Consider the following 22,144-nt stretch of genomic DNA (forward strand, 5'->3'; position numbering starts at 1 on the left):
AACTGTTACTACTCAAATTACTTGGTAAATTACGCCTCTTGCTTCATGACTCTCACGACACTTCCATCGTCTAATTTTTGCTGTCCTGCCACTACTATGGTATCTCCAATTTTCAAACCACTTAACACTTGTGCCTGATTATCCAACCGGGCACCGATTTTGATATATATCTGCCCTACTTTATCGCCCATCACCTTATAAACATAATATCCCTTTACGTCGGCTTGAATAGCTTCTTCTGGAACCACGGCTGTATTTTTAGAAACCGAAATTTGATGAGAAACATGCACAAACATACCCGGTAACAATAATTTCATATCATTGGGGACTAATGCTTGGATAGAGATTGAATGTGTATCGGAATTAACTGTTGGTGAAATGAAACTCACTGTGCCATAAAAAACTTTTTTAGGATAAGTGCTGCTAGTGATAGTAACCAGCTGATCTAACTTCAATTCAGGCAAAAAACTTTCGGGCAATTGATAGTCCGCTCGTAACTGGGAGGTGTTTATTAAAGTAACTAAGGGATCTCCAGCTTTAACGTAATCTCCTATTTGGACATGAAAAACACCCAATACGCCAGAAAACGGTGCGGTTGTAATCTTTTGATTTAAGGTAGCTAACTTACTTTTTACCGCCGCTTCCTTACTTTCCATATCTGCTTTCAAGGTAGCTAATTCCTGTTGAGAAATCGCCTGATTTAACAATAGCTTGGAACGCTCATATTTGGTGCGAGCTAATTTCATGGCAGTTACCGCTGACTGATAATCGGCTTGTGCTTGCACATTATCGAGCTCCACAATAGGCATTCCTTGATCCACTTCTTGACCGCTTTTAAAATGAATTCCTGCTATTCGTCCGTCCGATTCGGCGCTAATTATGACGACTCGCACCCCAGACAAACTGCCTAACGCACTAACAGCATTGGGAATATTGGCCGTTTTGACTTGAGTCACATCCACGAAAACAGGCTGTGGCCCTACAGGCACGGGCTTAGCAGCTCGAGCCCACATAGAGCTGAACAAGAAATAAATGCCAACAATGAAGACAAGACTCAAGAAGAAGCCAGATTTCCAGTATTTATACATGAACAATGCTCATTTCACTGTCGCGACATCGAGTCGCTGAGTATAATTGGATTTACGTCTCACTTCCATTTCCTTATCTGGGTTCTAACACCCAACATTAGACCGAAATTCAATGAACCAAGGAGGCTACGAAGAATCAAAATCATATCACGTTTTTAATCTTTTTAAGGTTATTGAAGTATATTGCTCAATCTCATTTTCTTAGATACAAGAAAATATAAGGAGTAAAAATTCATGGCAAAACTCAAATTAATTCCTCGTTTCTCTAATCAACAAGCAAAAAAGAAATACCTTGAAAAAGTAAAAACCAATTTATTAGAAGGGACTAATCAAATTGTTGCAGAGTTACCTACCCCGTACCCACCAAAATCTACAGGAATAGAGAGCAAATGGTATGACTTTGGTTCGAGATCGAAAATTGCTCTTGCGAATAGCAAAAAACAAGGAATTGATGTGGGCGCTGATAAGACAAATAATGGGTAACAAGTCCCTCTGATATGTATCGATTACTTAATCAATATGGCAAAAAAACTTATTCCTCTTTTTAACATACATCTCTTTTTAACACTAACACACATATTTAGAAATAGTTTTTAAAGATAACCAAAAAAATACTGCTACAAAGAGTAATAACTCTACTCCTTTTTCACCATTAAATCAAAGCCTAAATCCTTTATTTTTAGAATTTATTAATACCCAGGTCCTGAATTTACAAAATGCCATAGAAACCCAAGTAGAAAACGAAATGCATCATAATGAACTTAGGGAAGAAGAAACAACTGAAAACGATATGAGTTATGAAGAACTTATGTGCAATCTCGTCGCTGATGAACAATTAAAAAAAGCGGCTAAAGAAAATACCCAAGCATCTTCTTGTCATCCTTATGCCTTATTAGAATTAACAACTGAAGCCACTGCAGAAGAAATCGCTGCCACTTCATTAGCATTGTTCGCAGAGGCAGCGCCCGCTGAGAACGAAGAGCTAAGCCATACATTTTATTTTGCGAACGTGCTGCAGCGCTCAGTGCAATCGCAGTCGCTCTTAAAGAAGGGATCAAACCCGGAGAAGAATTAATATCTCACCTCTCAGCAAGAAATAAATGCTGGACATCAGATCCGCACAGTATTAGAAAGATGAAGTTCATTTCTTTTAAATAGTACCTGATTCTTCACAGAATTGAATTTTACGTATTATCTTTTTTCTAGACTCAGCCGGATAGTAAGATTCGATAAAAATTTCATTTCTATTTTTTTTCGGAGTGCAAATGGAGCTCAAATTTCCTACAAATCATTTCAACTACAATACAAATTTCTAGAAAAGCAAAATTCCTTGACAAACAACTGAGCCTGCCTCCCCAAAAGGAGAGATATAAGCATATTGGCAATCTTGCTCCCATCGCCTTTCTAAAAAGCGTTGAGGATAAAATTGCTTGGGATTACTCCGGAACTTAGGATGACAATATAATATTATAAATAGACTTTAATGATCAAAAGAGTCGTCTGGTTGAATGAGATATTCTCTAATTTCATCTTTAGGAATGGCCTGTCGCAAAATATAAACAACAGGTGTATATTATATAATCGCAATATTTCTAAAACCACTGCTTGAGTATAAGTTAGTTTTTCAAAATCCGCATAATTTACGAAGGAGATTATAACAGACTGACGCCACTTCTTCAGAAATTTTCTGAAGAGTGTTCGGATTTTGAGATAATAAAACCAGAATCCAAGAAAGAGCAGCTGCACTGTTAAAACACCCAACCATATTATAAAACATTACATGATTTCGAACTAAGACAAACTTTGAAGAATCCTCGTTAGTAATAGAATATGAATGTAGTAGAGTTCCTAATAAATTATCATAATCTCTATGACGATATAACCTCTCAAGAATTACCCTATTAGCAGAAGCTCGTGCAAATTTAATATCATATCGATATTGAAATTTTTTCTTAGTGGGTAAAATCCATGGCAGCTGTGTGATAGCCATATTTTTATCTCTAATCATATTTAAAATTTTAGGAATACGTTTTACCAATGTTTCAATATTGATATCAATATCATGGAAAAGAGTATCTTTTACAATATTTAAAACTAGCCGGTCCATTTCCTCATCAAAAAAAATAATATTCGATCTGCCAATCAAGCTTTTCCCTCAATTAATTAAAATTGTTTTACATTTACCAGAAATTGTTTCGACATACTGATTAAAATAAACTTTGCTATCAAAAAGTTTTTTTTCGAGTCCTCGGATCTTTTTCTATTAAGGGACGTTATTCATTGTTAACAAATTATCCTTATCTATAAAAGGTTCTAATTTTACTAAATAAGGATTCTTTCGACAATTATTCTGATTATTTATTAAGATATGCTAAATAAAGTCAGGATTATAAACATAATAATGATTGTCTCAATGATAATATTTATAAAAAATATCTCTATATTTATCGTATAATTTTTTAAAATAAGTTAAATAATCATTTCGAAAGTGTAACAAGAAGAGTAATGTCGGATCCTTAACCGTAGGAGCAGAAGCCATATTTTTTCTTTTACATAAATTAAATTACCAACGGAAGAGGTTCTCCCGAGTATGTAAACTCTTCAATATAAACTTTATCAAAGGATACCCTCGCTTTCTCTAGCATCGATTTAACCGCATTCTCGTACGATTTGGGACCACAGATAAAAATATTAGCCTTGGGATGTTGTATAATTAATACTTGAACATTCAATTCGCTAATATGCCCTTGTTGTCTAGTAATTCTTAAAAAGATTTAGATTTAGTCATAATTTTTTGTCCATTTCTTTAATTCCTCCCGAAAAAATAAATTAATAGACTACGATATGGATTAATCAATATGTAATCTTCGTTCACCTTGACTTTTAATTAATTTACGATCAAAGGCAATGGTGGGCGTAACCACCATTGCCATCCATAAAATAAAGAGCCAGATCTTTTTTTTTCAGCCTGAAAGATTAAAGAACCTTGAGGTTCGAAAATTCGTAAAACTGTTTTAATTTCGGCGTGCGAAAAAAGCTAAGGAGAAAAAATTTCAAATTTTTCATGTTTCACTGTAATCTCATAAAAATCTTTATTTTCTGAGACAGAAATTAATGTATAAGGACGTGTAATCATAAGCCCGTTAATATTGGCTTCTAAAACTACAAGTTGTCCCTCATCAAAAGAACGAATTTTCTGCTCAATGGGTTATAATTTGTAATTTTTAATCTCTTCATTATGCTCTTCATTATGTTTTATGACATTGATAATTTTAACATACGTCCAACTCTCCTAACCCAATAACTTTTTAATTTTAGGATGACAACTGCTGCATACAGTCCCTGATACGGTTTTTTGAAATCGCATCTAAAGTAATTACTCTCTGTGTGATCACATCTTGTAATAACTTGATACTTCATTTGCATACATTCACACAATATATCACTCTGCACGAGAGACACATCAGTCGCATTCAACTGATCCGTTTTACAAAAATGCTGTAGCTCATCTGAAGTAAACGAAGACATTTCATATACCAATTGAAAAACTTGGTCAAGATCATCCCACTGGCCCACACTCACTAACTTATTATCGGCTAATTCAATCTCACTCCATTGGCTTTCTGTCCCTTGGAATGATTCTTTACGGGATTTCCTTAATTCCCAAATAATAAATCGTAAAAATATCGGAACCAATCACTCGAGAGGCTATAATGATCTCATCGTTTAGTTTTCGAATGGTTATGGTGATCGTGAGGTGCTCTAAAAAACTGCTGATATTAAGCTACTAAACCAACAGATAGAACTTCATACAAACTAGTCTGAGAATTAATAAGATTTTTTTTAAATTAGTCTTTTTGATAAAATTTAGAAAATATTTTTGCATCAATAACTGCCACTGTCACATCTGTTGCAGAAATAGCTGTTCCTAAACGTGAGGTTTTTTTCAATCAGACCTAACTCACCAAAAAAATTACCCAGGATTAATTAATAGTCTCGATATTACTCGGTCTTCACCCTTAAGAAATTATATTTCTACCGTGCCATTTAACAAATAATAAACTTTGTCGGATTTATCTCCCTCTCTAAAAAAGACTTCTCTCTTTGAAAAATGCTGGATGCGCTTAAAAATCGACATTGCTAATTTTTTGTGTGCCTTCCTTCCTCTTGAAGTTGCTTAGTAAATTTAAATATTAATTGTTGCTGCCCCTGTTCTTTTAATAATTCCTTTAATTTTTAATTGGTTTTGAGAAACTGTTTGAAAAACAGAATGTGAAATAGTAAAAGTTTTCACTACTTTATTTAAAGCTCTAGCACTGACATTGCGCCTAATTGGTTTTTCTGTCAATAAAGCCTGCTCTCCAAAATAATCACCCACTTCGATACAAGCCAGCACTATTTCATTTCCTTTCTTAATCATAGGTGAAAATCCGCACTGCCCTAGAAATGATTATATGATTTGATCTCCCAAGTCACCTTCCTTTAGAGCTTATTTTCCGTAATAGCAGTTTTAAGATCCTCAGCTATAACAATTCTTGTCAACAATGATGATTATAAATTCAAAACGAACACTTCATTCAAAACGAACACTTCCGCATCTTCTCTCTGACCATTTTGTGCAGGATAATAATTTTACCGAATTCTAATTTTAATGGCCCTCATTTTTTTATAAAAATCAATAGCCACTTCATTACTAACTTTGCACTTCTAATAAAATACGAGTAGCTAAAACGTTCTCTAGTAAAATCAATCGCTTGAATCAACAAACATTCAGCAAACTTTCTTCTTTGATGTTGAGGTTTTACAGCAATATTCATCAATTGGCATTAATTGGGATTCGGCGTGTTGTAATAATATTACAATGAAACCAACGATTTGATTATCGTATCCCCAAACCCACTCGAAATACTGATCTTTACAAACAATCACGAATTTTTTTCAGACGAAGGATATGGCATACTGATTTTTGCGATTTCAACGAGATCCGTAATATATTGCTCCGTGAGAGAATGGATTTTCATTCTCTCATCAACTTTATGGCTGTTTTTAAGTCGCTCCATGTTTGAACTTTTAACGCTGTATTTTGCAACAAATCTGCTGGAGAATAGCTTCTAATTATTTGCGATTGCTTCGCGGAATTAATTAAATAGGCGACCCGAGAACCTAATAAAATGACACATTCCACTAATTCACTAGACTCCCAGGGACCCGTTTGAAGACCACCTCTAACTTGCTTTTTCGTAGCTTTTGCAATTTTTTCTACTAATTGAGCCTCTGCCTCATTTAGCAATACCGCATCAGCCAGCAAAACACCAACTTGGTGATTCTGAGAGTCCAATAAATCATACCTGTAGTATTCAAATAAAACCGACGTTCGAAAACGCCAGACATCAATACCCATCAACGGCAAATAATGTCTCACGACTTAATTTTACTCATCCACTTTATATCAATACCTTATCCTACCATAAGAGGATTAAATTCGCCTCCTCTTAGTGAAATTCTTAGAGTAACACTCAAAGTATGAAGATTCTGACCACGGGAGCTTCATTTATCAAAGTCACCTCTTATGCTAAGATAACCCAGCATTATGATAAAGAAGATCATTAAAGTTGTTTTGCCTTTTTCACTCATTGCCATTCTGCTTATCAGCGGTTATTTTTACTGGCGCCATGAAAAGCGTTATCCCAGTACGGACGATGCCTACATTCAGGGAAATGTAATTAATATCGCTCCTAAAATCAGTGGCACTATTGCTAAGGTGTACGTTCGTAACCACCAGCACGTCCAGAAAAATCAACCTCTCTTTGATATTGATCCAGCTCCATTCACCATCGAGCTTATCAAATCCAGCGCACAGCTCGATGAGACCAAACAGAAAATTCAAGCCGCTGATATGGCTGTACAATCAGCCAAAGCAGTAGTAGCCGAAAGGAAAGCGGAACTTATTCATGCTCGTCTTGTTACCCATCGCATATTGGCTTTAATGAAAAAACAATTTGTTTCCCGCGCAGACGGCGACCTTGCCATTAAAAATTTAGATGTAGCCAAAGCCGCATTAACCGCAGCCAAAAACCAACTGCAAGAATTAATTGAGAAACGGGGAGAAATTGATGATAAAAATGCTCAATTGCGATTAGCCAAGGCAGCCATAAAAAAATCGCGCCTCGATTTAGAATACACCCATGTTGTTGCTCCAGCCGATGGCTTCATAGCTAATTTTAACTTGCGGCGAGGCGATAATGTTAACTCTTATCAAGTTTTATTCGCCTTAATCGAAGATAAAGTTTGGTGGGCCACGGCTAATTTTAAAGAAACGCAACTTGAAAATATTCGATCCGGTCAATCAGCCACCATTAAAATTGATATGTATCCCGATCAAGTTTTTCTTGGGCACGTTGCGAGCATTAGCGAAGATAGTGGAACGAGCTTTTCCTTACTGCCCCCGGAAAATACTAGCGGCAATTGGGTTAAGGTGACTCAACGGTTTCCTGTAAAAATCATTATTACCGATCGAAAACCTAATTATCCTCTCCGCTTAGGAGCAAGCAGCACTGTTACTATTGACACAACTGCCGTTCATTGACACAACTGCCGTTCACTAATTATGAAGACTGCCATACTAATAAATAACAATAATCTCTATTCTCGAAGATGGCTCGTTATCGCAACTATTATGATAGTTGCTATCTTAGAAGTGCTGGATTCTACCATCGTTAATGTCGCTTTACCCTACATAATGCCTTCACTCGGAGCCAATCAAAATCAAATTACGTGGGTATCGACTTCCTATATTGTCTCTTCAGCCATTATGTTGCCTCTAACTGGATTTTTTAGCAGTCGCATCGGTCAAAAACAATTACTTTTAACGAATATCACTGGTTTTATGGTAGCGTCCGTTTTATGTGGAATTGCACAATCCTTATCAGAAATCGTCATTTTCCGAGTTTTCCAAGGACTTTTTGGCGCTTCCCTTATCCCCTTATCTCAATCTATTTTACGAGAAACTTTTCCCCTGGAAGAACAAGGCAAAGCGATGTCTATTTGGGGAATTGGAATTATGGCTGCGCCGGTATGCGGACCCACTTTAGGTGGTTTTATTACAGAACATATGAGTTGGCGGTGGATTTTCTATATTAATCTTCCAGTATGCCTATTAGGCTTAGCATCGACGCTAATGGTAATTCCCGAAACAGAACGTCGTTATCAACGTATCGACTGGTTGGGGCTAATTTTAATGGTCATTGGCGTTGGCGCTTTACAAATTTTTCTCGACAAGGGCAATGAAAATGACTGGCTAAATTCCAATCTAATTTTAATACTCTTGGTAATGGCAATTTTTTGTACGATATATTTTATCATTCGAAGTTTAACCCATTCTTCTCCAGTCGTTAAATTAAAAATTTTTAAAGATCGCAACTTTAGAATTTCCTGCCTGGTGCTTGCTTTATTTTCTGGCTCGTTATTTAGCTTAATTACCTTAGAACCTATCTTATTAGAACGTTTATTTAATTATCCGGCTCTAACCGCAGGATGGACGATGGCACCTTTAGGAATTGCTAGCTCAGTTTCTATGATATTTGTGCCACAATTAATGAAATATATTAACATTAAAATTATTTTAACCACCGGTATAGTATTTTGCATTTACGGTGCCCTTCGATTTACACACATCAATCTAAACTCATCGATTCAGGAATTTTTAGCGAATAATGCCTTCTTAGGTTTTGGTATGGGATTTCTAATGGTACCACTTACTACTTACTCCTTGGCTACTTTACCTAAAAAAGATATTACGGAAGGTGCTGGTTTATATAGCTATTCGCGAATGCTCGGGACATCAATAGGAATTTCTCTCTTAAGCACACTCGTCAGCCGTACCACACAAATTAATTGGAATACTTTCTCAAGTCACATCACCATTTACAATCCTAATCTTCATCAATTGGTTGCCTCCCAACAATTGACTTTTCTACACCCTGTAGAAGTCAACCGCCTCGGTTTGATTGCGCAACAACAAGCAAGTATGCTCGGCTTTTTGGATGGATTCAGAGTCATTGCTATTATCTTTATCTTATTGATACCATTGCTACTCACTTTGAAGACCATTGAATTACGCAGCGATACCAGCGTTGCTTCACATTAGAAAGGTGAAAAAAATGGAATGTACTTTCTGCAAAATTGCTAAAGGTGAACTTGGAGAATTAATTTATGAAGATGATCAGGTAGTAGCTTTTAACGATATTACGCCTCAAGCTCCTACCCATATTCTCATTATTCCACGTCGTCATATTTCTACAATTAATGATACATCCCAAGCAGATGAGCAACTTTTAGGACATGTGATAACCACAGCGATCCAACTCGCTCGGGATAATAACATGGCGGATGCGGGTTATCGTCTCGTACTCAATTGTAACCGGGGCGGAGGACAAGTCGTATACCATATCCATCTTCATCTACTCGGGGGGCGCCAAATGAATTGGCCGCCAGGCTAACTCTATGATCAAATTGCGGTTTCGGCACGCCCTGAAACTCTACAAGACAATCGGAAATCTAGAAAATGACCAATACCACCACAGAAAAACATGTTGAAGCCATTTTAACCAACCTGGGGGAAGATATTCGCCGTGAAGGCTTAAGGGAAACCCCTCACCGCTTTCAGAAAGCCCTGGAATCTCTTACCTCAGGCTACCAAGACAAATTGCATGAGATTGTTAACAACGCCATTTTCGAATCCGATATGGACGAGATAGTTATTGTTAAAAATATTGAGCTTTATTCGTTATGCGAACATCACCTTCTACCTTTTATTGGCAAATGCCACGTAGCTTATTTGCCCAATGGCAAGATCATCGGTCTTTCAAAAATTGCACGTATTGTGGATATGTACGCCAAACGCTTACAAGTCCAAGAAAATCTCACCAAGCAAATTGCAGAATCTATCGCTAAAGTCACGGATGCCAAGGGAGTCGGCGTCATTATTGAGGCAAAACACCTTTGCATGATGATGAGAGGGGTAGAAAAACAAAATTCTGACATGACAACCTCCATGATGCTTGGTACTTTCCGCAAAGATGAGCGAACTCGGGCCGAGTTCTTGAGTTTGATTAGGAATTAGCTGATGGTATACTAACCTCCATCAAGCCGAGGTGGCGGAATTGGCAGACGCGCCGGACTCAAAATCCGGTGGTGACGACACTGTGAGGGTTCAAGTCCCTCCCTCGGTATTTAAATCAAAGTGTTACAACACTTCCCAGTTAACCACTTTACCCACTGTATTTTTGTGTGACTTTTGCGGGAGTGAGCTCGTTCTATTTTTACCACAAAGAATAACAACTAGGCTAAATATAATTTGGCGTTAAGGATGGATAGCCCATTAAAAATGGCGTGAATAGTTACTTATTTAGCGTTTAAGATTTTTTGTTAACAGGAAATCGCCGGCGTATATATACTATATCAAGATTAGGGTACATATTATTTCACATCAGCTTAAGCGAGGTTATTGCCTTGAGAAGAACTACTCTATCAATCTAATTACATAGAAACTTATCATTTTAGTCTAAAGTTGTCTATAGTCCAGGCGCAGATGTTAGAGATGTTAGAGATGTTAGAGATGTTAGAGATGTTAGAGATGTTAGAGATGTTAGAGATGTTAGAGATGTTAGAAAGATCGGTGCATCTACACCTACCGTTGCAGATAAAAAAACAAATGCATTTAAAAGTACCATTCCAGAGGCTAAAAGTTCGACCCCAAAAGCGCTTATTAAAAATAAATCCAAATATCCATACACCCATAAAAAATATCAAGACGTTAGAGGTTTTGGCGAATAGGTAAGGTTCCAGATCAAATAACAGAATGCGCTGAAATTCTCAAAAATTTCGAAGCTTACGAAAAAATAGTGGCTAGAATGCCTCCAGGTCTATTGATGCCCCCACAGGCACTAGGAAAACAAGCCTTGTTAGGGCAGTAGCTGAAGAAGCCGATATATGTTGGTTGTCAAGTACAACGCAATTTAATAATCCATACTTTGGTAACTCTCCGAAAAGAATGTACGTGATGCATTTGAGAGAATGCGAGAAAGAGCGAAAAAAGAATCACGACCAAGTATTACTATTCTATAGATGAAATTGATGCTATAGGCTCACATCTTAACTCTAATGGTGATAGTGGTGCAAATCGTAGAGTATTGAGTGAGTTGCTAATTCAGATGGATGGAGGGTTTAGGAAGAATGAGAATTTTTTTTTAATTGGCGCAACTAATGCTCCTAATATATTTAGACCCTCCATTAAAGCGTCTAAGAAGATTTGATAAAATTATTAAGGTTCCACTTCCTAATCATGAAAACCGAAGAGCTCTTGTAGAGTTTTATCTATCATTTACTTGTTATAATACGAGGAGTATCAATGATGAATTTATGGAAGAATTCGCATCGGATTTAGAAGGTTATAGTTCACAGTACATCAAACATCTTGTCAACAAAGCACAGATTTTTGGAGTAAAAAGTCATGCAACAGCAATAAATAGAAATCAGATTCTAAAAGCTATCAGAAGAAAATCTATCAGAAGATTTAAAGAGCACAATACCAATGCCACTCAAAGCCTACAAGATATCTATGCTCCGAGACGATGAATGGTGATAATGATTTTAAAAAAAATCATATCGACAATACAATCAACATTTAACGTATAATGAACACCTGGTGAAACTGAAACAGTAATAATAAAGAGCCGTATACAACCCACCTAAGAAATAAGAAAACGATCTCAGAACATAAATCACCCACCTTATCTGCTACAAAATGCAACATTCTAATATTAGCAAGTTTAATCATTTTATTATTTTTCCTTTTTTAATAATCTCTTAAAAATTTGGTAGCCATATTGCGTTCACACGGACGTCCGTCCTGAATAAAAATTATTAATTTAGATCAAATTAAAAAGATTTTAACTAAATTTCCTTTCGTAACAGATTGATTGGTTTTACAATTTAGTAAAAAATAGTTCTTTTATTTTTAAAAAATGTGTTCACTATATGGGGAGATCTATGCTATACAATTTATCTTCATTAGATAAGCCAAATAATTGTAAGCCAAATAATTGTGGATATTACCGAAAATCCAATGATAAGAATTTAATTAAAACATTGGAAATTTTAAAAGAGATACTAAACAAAGTTGATGGTAACGCTTGCTTAGTCATTGCGAATAGGTCCGTTAGCGAATAGGTCCGTTATTTATTGGTTCGACGTATACCATGGCTAAGTGTAAACCAACACCTTTTACAGCAGAAGCGCTTGATGGCTTGATTGTCTATTCGATCGACATTAAGGAATAGTACTAATTTATTGAAAAAAATCCTACATTCGCAAAATGCTATAGCACTTTTTTGGAAGATATTATAACATGAATTGAGTCTTCTCTAGGACTCACCTCAAAAACTATATCAAAAATTTTTAGCGAAATATTCAGATTATCTTGACAGAATTCCTCAATGGATGGTCACCACTTATCTGAGTATTACGATGGAAGCCTTGAGTCGCTTGAAAAAGCGGAGTTAAATTAAATAACAGTCTCTCTATTATTTAAAATATGCTTTCGCACCTTCCATAACAATTAAATGAGGATCTGTTAATCTATTTATTATTATACCACGGTGTGGTATCTCACTTTTACAATGAGGACATTTTGGATTTGCTTCCAGAAGAAAATTTCCCTTCACAATTAGAATTAGGAAAAGATTGGACTATATCTTGCAATAAATCCTCAGATATATTATTCTGCATAACCTTTTTAAAATCAGATTTCCTTAAAATTACATTTGAGCAGGTATTACAATAAAAATGTGGGAACGCCTAAGACATCCCGCTATATCTCATAAAATGAAAGTTATAATTACAAAAGGGACATGTTCCTTTATAAGCACATTTACCTTTAGTAATAAAATTTTTAATCGACTTAATAAATTGGAACATATTTTCAACTAATTAGGCCTTAATACACCCCTTCGTACCACTTTCCGGCACATCACGGAAGAGATCAAATGCTTTCACATGCGATTAAATTCAATTGGTAGTTACTGTATTTAATTATTCATAATTACGCAGAAGAAGCAGCACAACCATAATTTACTTTCTTCCTCTTCATCTTCGAGAAAGTTCCCCTTCACGCCCCCAAAGCCCCAGTCCTGCGTTTATCAAAAATTAACGATAGCCGTACTGGATTTCCATTAGAAGCTTCAACCATTCGTGTTAAATATTCTAGGACTTGTAGTTTGTGTCTGATAGATGTTCCAAGAGTTTTTGAACGGTTTTCCCACTGGCTCCCACTCCCACTCCACTACCCACTATTAGGATTTTCATATTTCTCATTTACTTATTAATGCTGGGTTTTCCAATCAAGAAGAGAATAGGCAATCCGAAAGCGAAGAGCTCTTTAATCCGAACACCTTCCTTCGATCAACCCTGAAAACCCTTCTTTCGATGCAAGCATAACAAGCATTTTCCAGTCAGTAAAGCAAAAGCCGTCATTTGAAGAGGAACTAAGAAGAGACGAGTTAAGGAAAGCGGCAGCAAGTATGGTTTAGTGCGCTTTAAAAAAATCCTCCTTAAAGGAAGCTTTCTTTTAAGAGGTAAGCAAACTAAGAGATCTTGGATGTCGTTAAATCAATAGATATAATAGACGAAACGTGAAGCCTATGGTTGGCGGAATGAAAGCCCAAAAAGAAATAGATAAAATAGATAAAATAGATAAAATAGATAAAATAGATAAAATAGATAAAATAGATAAAATAGATAAAATTGTTAGCGCCTTTACTAAAATTCCTGAACATATTTTCTGGCAATTTCCTGGCTATTTAATCGTAAAAGATAGCAAGAGCTAATCATTTCCTCAAAAAAAACTTTTTGGAACTATGGGATTTTAATTCGATCGATGAAATTATTGGTATATATGATGACGATTTAAAATGTGAAGCTTCTCTATTTTCTGAAAATTTCAGGCAACAAGATAAGAAAGCGAGAGAAAAAATTAAAAATTCTAGATATCTACCGCTATGCAGATGGAAATATTTGGACTCTGGTTGCTGATAAAAAAGTCATATTCGATAAAAATAAGAATTTTATTTGAGTAATAAGTCAAGTATCGCTACTCAATAAATATTTAATGAAACGTGCCTCGCTAATTCTAGAAAACAGTTTAACAAAAGAAGCAGGAAACAGTTATTTACTAAATCAACCAATTTCTTCTTTAAATTTATCTCCACGCAAAAACGAATGTCTTTATTATTTATTGTGAAGAAAATAGCTAAACAGGGGGATGCTTTACTCGGATTATCTCCCAGAACGCTGTAGAATCATAATAACACTCTTAAATGTAAATTTAACTGTCAAAGTAAATTTAAACTAATTGAAAAGGCTATTTTCATTAGCTAAAAGCCATTGTGACGGGCGCCCGATTTGACAACCATTCCAATTCCACGCTGTTTTCGATTACTTTCTCATCTACCAAGCTTTGATAAGCTTTAGATACTATGAGGGGATTGATTCGATATTCCGTGCTGATTTTTCTAATCGATGGAATCACTCCCCTTCGGGATAGCTTCCATCTACAATCGCTTCAATAATTTTCTCTTTAAGCTGTTTATAAATGGGTTGTTTGTCTTTCCAGTGCATCGTCTCGCCTTCGCTTTGCTCTAGTGCCTCTGGCACGATGATCCACATCAAAATATAAGCGATAATTACAAAGCTTACCGAAAATAAAATCACTAAAATATCAATAAAATAAAGAACCATCCGCATGATTATTCGATCAACGTTGAAACATTCACCCCCACACACTCCAGTAATCTTACGGTTGGTACAGGAACGATATAAGCATTTAATTGTATAGCGCTTACAAGCTAAATAAAAATACTTTTCGAGTAAATCCGAAAATATTTCCTGATAAACCCCACATCTGTAATCCAAAGGTGAAATCATATTTTTTTACCTCCGCGCATTTGGCCGATAATATTGATAACATGCTCGCCCCCGTTCGGCGAAATATTCTGCAAGCCATTCTTTGAATAAATCTTTAACTTCATAGGGGGCAGATGAACCAGAGTGTAGTTCGCATGCTTTGCTCCCGCTCCACTCGCTGCTTTTTTAGGATATTCTCTAATTCCTTATCATTAATCATAGGTATCATCAGAGCTGCTATCACACGAACAGGAATACCTACTGTCGTTAAATGTGAAACAGCTGGTAATGAAGCTTTAGGTGTGGAAGCTCGAGGTTCTAATATTTATTTTAATTCATTGGAAAGTGAAGTAACACTTACCCCTACTGTTGTTAATCGCCGTTTTACCATGGCTGTTAAAAGATCGATATCCCGCTCGATCATTGAATTTTTAGTAATAATACTCACTGGGTGATTATAGGCATTCAAGACTTCTAAAATACTACGAGTTACTTTTAAGTTTCTCTCTACCGGCTGATAAGGATCAGTATTAGCGCCTAATATAAGGGATTTACAGATATAACTGGGCTTGTTAATTTCTCTTGTATGTAATTGCGCCGCGTTAACTTTATAAAAGATTTTCGTTTCGAAATCGAGTTCTGCCGACATGTTCATATAAGCATGACTGGGTCTCGCGTAATAATAAATACAGCCATACTCACAACCCCGATACGGATTAATCGATTATTCAAAACCAATATCTGGAGAATCGTTACGGGTAATAACCGTTTTGGCATTATCTTTAAAGAGCGTCGTTTCTAATGGAGACAACGATTCGTCTTCTGCGTTACTGTCGCAACCATCATCAAACTTCTCATATTTTTCTTTCTCAAACTGCTCTTCCGGATTACTAATAGCACCTCTGTTTTTGGTAATCATGATATTCCTCAACATGAGTAAAGCCTGAGAGTACTCAGAAAAAACTTAGACTGATCATTTCACAAATGAATATTAACTTTCTTGCGACAGATAAGAGAGATTTTATGCCTCATGTAGAAACTGTTGGAATTTTTTTTAAAATGATCCGACACTGCTTGCTTTCTGCATATTTGTATTTGCTATAAACGAGCCTCACCGGGATTCCCAAGACAGTTAGTATTTGAACCAACAAACCCACCCCACGCTTCCATGCAGGATCTCGATGAAGAGATTTGTTTCCATGAAGAGATTTGTTTCCATCTTTACAATGATTCAATCTTTGTTGATACATGCTCATAACGTCCCTGGCCTGCGTTCGTTGATAGAACAGTGATTTTTTTCGAAAAAATGTATTGTAAGAATGCCTTGTAATTCTTGAACCAAGGATTTTTTCGTAACATGACCTCTTTTTCTTCTGATATTTTGTGTGTTTTACAGGACCCAGAGGCTTCATTTTTTTAATTTCCTGATTCAAAATTTTTATATATTCTTTATTTTCTTGATCTAATTTTTTTATGAGGACAAATAGGGGATCTGAATCTTTAATAGCTTCTTGAGCTTTCTAGATTTTTTGATACTTTTCGGAATTCTTATACTTCTGAAGTAGTATTGCTTCCTTTTTTATGACCGTCAGTCACGTCCATCCAAGAGGTACCATCAAGTTTCTAGGTCTCTTCATTACAAGGATGAATCATTCTATAAATTTCTTCATTGCTTTTTTTGATCTTCACCAACGGCCTTGACCGCTATCATCCAAGAAGCAAACCCAATCATGAAGTTCATTCCGCTCTGGATGTCAAAGAGCTCCCAAACCACAGTATTTCAAGAATCATCCTTGCTTGCTTTTGATGCATTTAAACAACTATTCAAAAATTTCTCTTCAAAAATAATTTCTACTACTCTTAGCTACAATGGACATCATAAAAAAACCGTTTTCCGTTTCCCTTTAATTTACCAATTATTTATTTCTCAAATTTAGTGCGTAACAGGTCCTGCTACTTCTCAAAAGACTTCATTTCAGCTACTGAAGATAATTCTACAGAAGAGGATTCAGCTCTATTTTTCGTCCACAGTTGCTTAGTTTTTTCATAAGCTATATTTTTAAATATTCATAACGTGTGTAAACTTCAGAAAACGCCAGCATCAATTTGGTCAAGATTTTGTTGGATCAAAAATTCTAAAATTTCAGGAATACTTCGCATAACCATCCCACACTGTTAACGATTCTTACTTTAAATTTAAAGAGTAACATACTAATGTTAATAAAATCTTAACCCCTGGAAGTTTTTAATTCTGAAATTCAAAAAAAATACTTAAAAATTAGATTCTTATATAATATACGACGGATAAAATAAAGACATAGAAAAACAATGTCAGGCCGCTTTCAATAGCAACGAGGTGATTATATTTACCGAGGGTACCGAGGGTATAGTTTTAGCACAATAAACAAGTCCTAAGAGAAAACCGACAACAACGGCAATCACAAACCGAGTAAAGAAGGAAGTCTTACCCAAAATACCTCTTCCTAAGAGACGTTCTGGCGTATTCTGGACCGTCGGCATTGTACCCAGGTGATAAAGACTCAAGACTATGGCAACAATACTCGTCAACAGTAATTCCTAAGTCCAGGTGGGCATAGATAGCTCCCAGATTAGGGGGCCAGGTGGCAAGTACACCAAACTCGATATAAATTAATAAAAGAAAAAGAGCGGCGACGATGATCATAAAAGGTGCACATAGTACCAGATTGACCAAGGCTAAAGCACAAACCGACTCAATCACCAATTCCACAGGCATCATAATGTCTGCTTTGGCTCCAATAAAGACAATGAAGTTTAAGAACCATCCAGGGGTATGACTGTATTCTGAATAGATATCCACTAACTGTCGGTAGCCCGTTATGCTAAACCAATGCAAAAATTTATCTTCAAACACCTGAAACACTAACATTGCACCAATGATAATAGTCAATAAATTGAGCTAGGGAAAATCTAAGAGCCGTGCGTAGAAAGGATGATTGCGACGAAAAATGACCCCGGAACTTCGCTTTTGATGGGAAAAGTGCCGCTTATTGAGAAACAAACTAGCCAGGGTAAGAATAATAAACTCAATCAAAGTTTCCAAACCTACAAAATTGGAAAATTGATTCACGTTGTTAGATAAGTAATTAACATACTAAAGTAAAATACCCGATAAAAAAATAAGAAAAAGATTCGCCCAAAGTTGATCATTTTGAAATACCTTAGCTCCCCAAAATCCTGAATATTTTTTTCGCTTCAATAAAGCATGAACAAGTAACGTCGCTAAATAAAATACACGCCGTATAGAGAAACGGCAAAAGATATTCAAATAACCATGTGCCAAGAACATCCAAGTGTGCTAAAAAATAATAAAAAAGAAATATTATCGTGGTGCTAACTAAAACAACCATTCGCATAAGAAAGTAAGATTAATAATATGGCAGTAACAAAAAAGAGAAGAGCTATTAAATGGCGCCAATATCCATCTGTAACAATTTACAAATAATAAAAGTTCTTAACAAAGAAGCTAATGTATTGTAACTAAACAGAAAAAGCAGCCTTTGATGTGCATCCCGCTTTCAGAAAAAACCCGCCGCTAATAATTCAAAAAATTCATTTAATAAAACAACACTAATTACTAAATTAAGAAAATCTATCCAGCTAATTGTGCTAAGATAATTTCTGAGACGAGGCCCTAATAGCTTTGCTCTAATGGTTTTTTCTAAAATTTTGCTTTCGTAAATATCATTATACCTCCCTTCTATCCAGAAAATCAAAAAAATTAAGCCTTGTCGATAGAAACTAAGCTATACTGAGCAGCTAAACGAATAAAACCAATACCATTTTTAACTCAAATTTCCTATGCATTCTATAACGAAAGGCATTTACGGTCTTCGAGGTGATAAATAATTTGGTGGCAATTTCTTTCACTTTTATTCCTTTAGCTAAAAGCAACAGAACTTCCATTTCTCATTTTCTGATTTTATCAAAAAGCGAATCCAAATTTTTATCGGCTTTATTTAAAATTAATTGACTCGCTAAGAGGCCCCCCAGGGCTTAGATAACGTTGGCCACTGTGAATAGCCGGAATGGCTCGCTAAATTCACAATAGAATTTCTGGTTTTCGTCATAAAGCCTTTAACTCCAGCCTCTAATAAGCGCATTGGTAAAACGTCACTCTCCATAGCCGTAATTACCAAAACTTTTATATCGGGATTGCGATGGAGAATCTTTCGAGCTACTTCCAGCCCATTTATATCCGGCAATTGAAAATCCAAGATCACAATATTTGGCTCATTTTCGCGTATTAGATTTAGCCCTTCTTCACCGATGCTAGCTTCACCAACAATAGATACACCTTTAACATTGTCCAACATCAAACGAATACCCTGACGAACCGTCACGTGATTTTCAACTAAAAGTACATTAATCATCACTAGCTTCTTAACTTTGGCGGATTTACCCACTTGGGTAATTTATCAAATATTACCAGATTAATTTTAAAACAAAAGGGATAGTGCCTAATAAGTGTAATTATTTCATTATATTTAAAATTTACCTGGTTAGAGGTATGCTATATTTTGATTAATGAGCAAGATTTACTAGGAGGAAAACTATACAAGTTAAGGAAGTTATGTCTAAGAAACCAGCTTATCTATCACCTACCAGTACAGTAGCCCCTACCAGTAGCATAAAGGAAGCAGCTAAAAAAAATGGCGGAATTAGATTGCAGCTTTATTCCAGTAAGAGAAAACGATCGTTTAATTGGCACCATTACTGATAGAGATATTGTTGTACATTTCATTGCAAAAGGAAAAAATCCCGATCAGACCTCTATTCACGATGTGATAAGTCAAAGCATCGAATATTGCTTTGAAAGTAATGATTTGGATGAAGCTGTAAAGCATATGGAAGAAAAACAAATCTATCGCTTAGTAGTACTCAATGACCAAAAAAGACTGACAGGAATCCTTTCCTTAGGCGACATTGCAAGACAGTCAAAAGATACAGAGCTAAATGGAGAAGCTGTCGAGAGAATCTTGGAAGACGAAAATCGTATCCACTAAGCCTCTTTTTAATTCTCGAATCTACGCCGCTTTCCTCATTGATAAATACCTAAAGCGGCGTTATTCTATTGGATTTTTTTAAAGTTGGCTCTCCACTATAAGTGCAAAACCCTACATCACTTTATAGTTACCTTGAGAGGCTGTTGTTTTGGATTTTAATTAAGCATAGGTCATTTAGCTAATGAATATCACATTATTGATAATTTTTTTATTATAGTAGGTCTAGGGGCAGGTCTCGTATATGGGCTTTTTGGTGGTGAGATCCGGCTTAATTCTGATGCCAGGCTTCTATTATGTGTTAGATTATTTTGTTCTTGCTCACACAATTATAAAATTCAAATAGCTATCGCAACCACCGCTGCCATAAGCGCTCTGCTTGGGATATCGGCTACTCGAGTCTAATGGCGAAATCAATACATTGACTTTTTTTGCTTTTAAAAAAAATCGCATCCGATTTATTAATTAGGCACTCTTTTAGAAGTTGTTTTGTTAAACATAATCTCTAATACCTTATTAAAGGGCTTATTTGGGGCAGTGGTAATACTCGTTGTTCTTTGGCTAGGCTTCTACTATCAAGAACGGGATAAACACGTTTGGTCACTATCCTCTTTTAAAAATTGAATTCTATCTACTATTATAAGTTTGTTATTATTTTTGCTCGGAATTTCGGTATTTACAGTTCCTTACCTGCATAAATGCGGATTAGATCTTAGACGAGCTATTGGATGTACCACTTTAACAAGCACTATATTTTCGGCAGTAGCTGCTATTTTGTTAATGATAACAGGATTATTCAAAATTGGTCTTTCAGGAGAGGAGACCACGTTAGATTTGTCAATTTACCCTTGCTTGGAATTGCTGTAATTCTAAGCGCTTTAGCGGGATATTTTTGTTCAAAATTAAGTATAAAATTTCCCAGATCACAATTAAAATACGTATACGTTGCCTTGATTAAAATTGTGACATTTTTAATGCTCTGATAAATGCTCCTTAGAGTCGAGCTTACTCAGCCATTTTTCCAGTTCATATAGTACTCCGACTAAATGCTCTAAACAAAATTCAAAAGCATGAACATTAATAATTCGATAAGTTCCCCCTGTAGATTGAAAGAGAAGCCGTATTACTTTATCAATTACCGCATGAATTTCTTCTTTAGGAAGCAAAGTAATTTTGGGTGTTTGTTTCGACGAAAGGGCACTTAAAAAATCAAATAAATCTAATATTCGGCGATGAAGCTCAAAAAGTTGCTTATTCTGAGAAAAACTTCGGATTTGCGCTGACTCCGCTAGAATAGTTTGGACAAGCATATAGATGCTTCTCAATAATTTTCTTTCGAGCAAAAAAATAGCTTGGTAAATAAAGCGTTTCTTTTTTACTCGAGGATCTTCATTTATTGTCTCTTGCAATAACGTGCTCTGCTTTAAAATCTCATTAATCACATTGTTTTCAATTTTTTCTTGCTCTTTTAAAGAATCGAGGGTCAATTCTTTAGTAACAAAGAATTCAAAAAGTTCCTGGAATTGCTGTAAGGTATTGGTAATACTTACACGAAGGAGCTTTTTGGCATGCCGAGGAAAAACAAATCGGCTAACAACGATAGCAATCAAAATTCCAATGAAAATTTCTAAGGTTCGGTCAACAGCTGTTTTTAATGTAGGTGCTCGGGCATCCAATATCATCACCATCGTCGTGGCACCCAGTAAACCAAATTGAGCTATGTCTGTCGAGCTGGAAGCTAAATAAGCAAAAACTCCTATCAATAAAATTAATAGAAAATGAATGATGTTAGGGTGATCTCCTATGAAAAATAAAGCTACACCCGCTAAAAACGCGCCTATAATTGTTCCTAACAGTCGAAAATAAGACTTTCTTATCGCTCCGCCAATACGAATATTCGTGGCCATAACTACGAAGATGGTAATCAAAATCCATTGAGGCATTGCCAAATGGAATGTTTTTCCGATGAGTATACCGATCAAACAAGCCAACGCGGTTTTAAAACTCCCAACGATGCGCTCTCCAGATAAACGCTTAACCGAATCAGTCAACTTA

At 35.8% G+C, this 22,144-nt stretch carries 18 protein-coding genes, 1 tRNA gene and 3 pseudogenes; 12 read left to right on the forward strand and 10 right to left on the reverse strand.

Annotated elements, in window-relative coordinates; translation table 11 throughout:
• Window positions 1-29 precede the first annotated feature (29 nt).
• Window positions 30-1,088 carry an efflux RND transporter periplasmic adaptor subunit gene (locus CleRt_RS05575; RefSeq protein WP_048875391.1) on the reverse strand — a complete coding sequence of 353 codons (1,059 nt, stop codon included), beginning with the start codon at window positions 1,086-1,088 and terminating at the stop codon, window positions 30-32.
• 234 nt (window positions 1,089-1,322) lie between these two features.
• Here CleRt_RS05575 and CleRt_RS05580 point away from each other — a divergent pair, with 234 nt between their 5' ends.
• A complete protein-coding gene (locus CleRt_RS05580) occupies window positions 1,323-1,571 on the forward strand; it encodes a hypothetical protein (RefSeq protein ID WP_048875392.1) in 249 nt (82 codons plus the stop codon).
• A 262-nt stretch (window positions 1,572-1,833) separates the two neighbouring features.
• Entirely contained in the window at window positions 1,834-2,163 is a 330-nt protein-coding gene (locus CleRt_RS05585) for a hypothetical protein (protein WP_048875393.1), read from the forward strand.
• A 549-nt stretch (window positions 2,164-2,712) separates the two neighbouring features.
• Here the strand turns inward: CleRt_RS05585 and CleRt_RS05590 are convergent.
• The 4 genes from CleRt_RS05590 to CleRt_RS05605 form a co-directional block, all read right to left on the reverse strand.
• Entirely contained in the window at window positions 2,713-3,234 is a 522-nt protein-coding gene (locus tag CleRt_RS05590) for a cytochrome P450 (RefSeq protein ID WP_048875394.1), read from the reverse strand.
• An 891-nt stretch (window positions 3,235-4,125) separates the two neighbouring features.
• Complete coding sequence (locus tag CleRt_RS14170; protein ID WP_157870959.1) at window positions 4,126-4,293, reverse strand: FAD-binding oxidoreductase; 168 nt, start codon at window positions 4,291-4,293, stop codon at window positions 4,126-4,128.
• 981 nt (window positions 4,294-5,274) lie between these two features.
• Window positions 5,275-5,508 carry a cyclic nucleotide-binding domain-containing protein gene (locus CleRt_RS05600; protein WP_048875396.1) on the reverse strand — a complete coding sequence of 78 codons (234 nt, stop codon included), beginning with the start codon at window positions 5,506-5,508 and terminating at the stop codon, window positions 5,275-5,277.
• Window positions 5,509-6,105: 597 nt separating this feature from the next.
• Window positions 6,106-6,510, reverse strand: coding sequence for a hypothetical protein (locus CleRt_RS05605; RefSeq protein ID WP_235378901.1), 405 nt, complete (start codon window positions 6,508-6,510; stop codon window positions 6,106-6,108).
• Window positions 6,511-6,678: 168 nt separating this feature from the next.
• Between CleRt_RS05605 and CleRt_RS05610 the strand changes: the two genes are divergently transcribed.
• From CleRt_RS05610 to CleRt_RS05645, 9 genes and pseudogenes are all read left to right on the forward strand, one after another.
• On the forward strand, window positions 6,679-7,674 hold the full coding sequence (locus CleRt_RS05610; RefSeq protein WP_048875398.1) for an HlyD family secretion protein: 996 nt from the start codon (window positions 6,679-6,681) through the stop codon (window positions 7,672-7,674).
• A 21-nt stretch (window positions 7,675-7,695) separates the two neighbouring features.
• A pseudogene (locus tag CleRt_RS05615) lies at window positions 7,696-9,207 on the forward strand (DHA2 family efflux MFS transporter permease subunit); the annotation flags it as partial.
• Between the two features lie 40 nt (window positions 9,208-9,247).
• Entirely contained in the window at window positions 9,248-9,586 is a 339-nt protein-coding gene (locus CleRt_RS05620) for a histidine triad nucleotide-binding protein (RefSeq protein WP_048875400.1), read from the forward strand.
• Window positions 9,587-9,651: 65 nt separating this feature from the next.
• A complete protein-coding gene (folE, locus tag CleRt_RS05625) occupies window positions 9,652-10,209 on the forward strand; it encodes a GTP cyclohydrolase I FolE (RefSeq protein ID WP_048875401.1) in 558 nt (185 codons plus the stop codon).
• A 25-nt stretch (window positions 10,210-10,234) separates the two neighbouring features.
• Window positions 10,235-10,318: transfer RNA gene (locus tag CleRt_RS05630), tRNA-Leu, on the forward strand.
• A 359-nt stretch (window positions 10,319-10,677) separates the two neighbouring features.
• Complete coding sequence (locus tag CleRt_RS05635) at window positions 10,678-10,926, forward strand: hypothetical protein (RefSeq protein WP_157870864.1); 249 nt, start codon at window positions 10,678-10,680, stop codon at window positions 10,924-10,926.
• A 301-nt stretch (window positions 10,927-11,227) separates the two neighbouring features.
• Entirely contained in the window at window positions 11,228-11,401 is a 174-nt protein-coding gene (locus CleRt_RS14175; protein WP_371440259.1) for an AAA family ATPase, read from the forward strand.
• Window positions 11,340-11,723 carry an ATP-binding protein gene (locus tag CleRt_RS10585; RefSeq protein WP_048875403.1) on the forward strand — a complete coding sequence of 128 codons (384 nt, stop codon included), beginning with the start codon at window positions 11,340-11,342 and terminating at the stop codon, window positions 11,721-11,723. Before CleRt_RS14175 ends, CleRt_RS10585 begins: the two co-directional genes overlap by 62 nt.
• Before the next feature lie 2,063 nt (window positions 11,724-13,786).
• Window positions 13,787-13,972 carry a hypothetical protein gene (locus CleRt_RS05645; RefSeq protein WP_048875404.1) on the forward strand — a complete coding sequence of 62 codons (186 nt, stop codon included), beginning with the start codon at window positions 13,787-13,789 and terminating at the stop codon, window positions 13,970-13,972.
• Between the two features lie 697 nt (window positions 13,973-14,669).
• Here CleRt_RS05645 and CleRt_RS14180 read toward each other — a convergent pair.
• The 4 genes and pseudogenes from CleRt_RS14180 to CleRt_RS05675 form a co-directional block, all read right to left on the reverse strand.
• Entirely contained in the window at window positions 14,670-14,972 is a 303-nt protein-coding gene (locus CleRt_RS14180) for a PspC domain-containing protein (RefSeq protein ID WP_371440261.1), read from the reverse strand.
• A gap of 3 nt (window positions 14,973-14,975) precedes the next feature.
• Window positions 14,976-15,966 (reverse strand): annotated as a pseudogene (locus tag CleRt_RS14185) (PA0069 family radical SAM protein); the annotation flags it as partial.
• A gap of 1,412 nt (window positions 15,967-17,378) precedes the next feature.
• Entirely contained in the window at window positions 17,379-17,615 is a 237-nt protein-coding gene (locus CleRt_RS12145) for a hypothetical protein (RefSeq protein WP_235378902.1), read from the reverse strand.
• A gap of 1,192 nt (window positions 17,616-18,807) precedes the next feature.
• Window positions 18,808-19,459: pseudogene (locus CleRt_RS05675) on the reverse strand (response regulator).
• 279 nt (window positions 19,460-19,738) lie between these two features.
• Between CleRt_RS05675 and CleRt_RS05680 the strand changes: the two are divergent.
• The gene (locus CleRt_RS05680) at window positions 19,739-20,092 is read left to right on the forward strand and encodes a CBS domain-containing protein (protein ID WP_200899551.1); all 354 of its coding nucleotides are present in this window, start codon (window positions 19,739-19,741) and stop codon (window positions 20,090-20,092) included.
• A 968-nt stretch (window positions 20,093-21,060) separates the two neighbouring features.
• Here CleRt_RS05680 and CleRt_RS05690 read toward each other — a convergent pair.
• Window positions 21,061-22,140: an FUSC family protein gene (locus tag CleRt_RS05690; RefSeq protein WP_235378903.1), complete on the reverse strand. Its 1,080-nt coding sequence runs from the start codon at window positions 22,138-22,140 to the stop codon at window positions 21,061-21,063.
• Window positions 22,141-22,144 lie beyond the last annotated feature (4 nt).

Source organism: Candidatus Coxiella mudrowiae, assembly GCA_001077715.1.
Lineage (GTDB): Bacteria > Pseudomonadota > Gammaproteobacteria > Coxiellales > Coxiellaceae > Coxiella > Coxiella mudrowiae.